This window comes from Bradyrhizobium sp. AUGA SZCCT0176 (assembly GCF_018130145.1).
Lineage (GTDB): Bacteria > Pseudomonadota > Alphaproteobacteria > Rhizobiales > Xanthobacteraceae > Bradyrhizobium.
The window spans coordinates 1-1,444 of record NZ_JAFCMB010000051.1 but is presented as its reverse complement, the minus strand read 5'-3'; the positions used below and the strand labels follow the sequence as shown (position 1 = coordinate 1,444).

The 1,444-nt window shown below is 62.9% G+C and carries 1 protein-coding gene; it reads left to right on the top strand.

The annotated features are described in order from the left end of the window. Positions 1-1,444 (top strand): phosphoenolpyruvate carboxykinase (locus JQ600_RS36635; protein WP_212490451.1); only part of this gene is annotated, 1,444 nt, incomplete at both ends.

Here is a 1,444-nt window from a genome sequence, read left to right as displayed (position 1 = left end):
CCTTTGGCGCCGATAAATTTGGCTTAAAGAAACTCAAAGAGGTGCATTGGAACCTCGGAGCGCCGCAGCTCTACCAATATTCGCTGTCATCCGGCGAAGCCGTGCTGTCCGCCGATGGCGCACTGTGCGCCGACACTGGCGAGTTCACCGGCCGCAGCCCGAAGGACAAGTTCACGGTGCGCGACGCCTCCACCGAGAAGATGTGGTGGGCCGGCAACCAGTCGATCACGTCGGAGCAGTTCGACGCGCTCTATGCTGATTTCCTGAAGCACGCCGAAGGCATGACGCTGTTCGCGCAGGACCTCCATGGCGGCGCCGATCCGAGCTTTCAGATCAAGACCCGCGTCTTCACCGAGCTCGCCTGGCATTCGCTGTTCATCCGCACGCTGCTGATCCGCCCCGACGCATCGGATCTCGCCAGCTTCGTGCCGGAGCTGACCATCATCGATTTGCCGAGCTTCCGCGCCGATCCCAAACGTCACGGCTGCAAGTCCGAGAACGTCGTCGCGATCGATTTCGCCCGCAAGATCGTCCTGATCGGCGGGTCTTATTATGCCGGCGAGATGAAGAAGAGCGTGTTCACGACGCTAAACTATTATCTGCCCGCCAAGGGCGTGCTGCCGATGCACTGCTCGGCCAATGTCGGCCCCGACGGCGACACCGCGATCTTCTTCGGCCTGTCCGGCACCGGCAAGACCACGCTGTCGGCCGATCCCAAGCGCACGCTGATCGGCGACGACGAGCATGGCTGGGGCAAGGACGGCGTCTTCAATTTCGAAGGCGGCTGCTACGCCAAGTGCATCAAGCTGTCCCCGGAAGCCGAGCCCGAGATTTTCGCGGCCTCCAACCGCTTCGGCGCGGTGCTGGAAAACGTCGTGCTCGGCGAGCGCACCCGCGTGCCCGATTTCGACGATGGTTCGAAGACCGAAAACACCCGTTCGGCCTATCCACTCGACTTCATCCCGAACGCCTCGCGCACCGGACGTGCCGGCCAGCCCAAGAACGTGGTGATGCTGGCGGCCGACGCCTTCGGCGTGTTGCCGCCGATTGCAAAGCTGACGCCGGCGCAGGCGATGTATCACTTCCTGTCCGGCTATACCGCCAAGGTCGCCGGCACCGAGCGCGGTCTCGGCAACGAGCCGCAGCCGGAATTTTCCACCTGCTTCGGCTCGCCGTTCCTGCCGCTTGATCCGTCGGTGTACGGCAACATGCTGCGCGAATTGATCGCCAAGCACAATGTCGATTGCTGGCTGGTCAACACCGGCTGGACCGGCGGCAAATACGGCACCGGAAGCCGGATGCCGATCAAGGTGACGCGCGCGCTGCTCACCGCGGCCCTCAACGGTTCGCTGCGCAATGTCGAATTCCGCACCGACAAATATTTCGGTTTCGCAGTCCCGACCGCGCTGCCCGATGTGCCCAGCGACATCCTCAATCCCGTCAA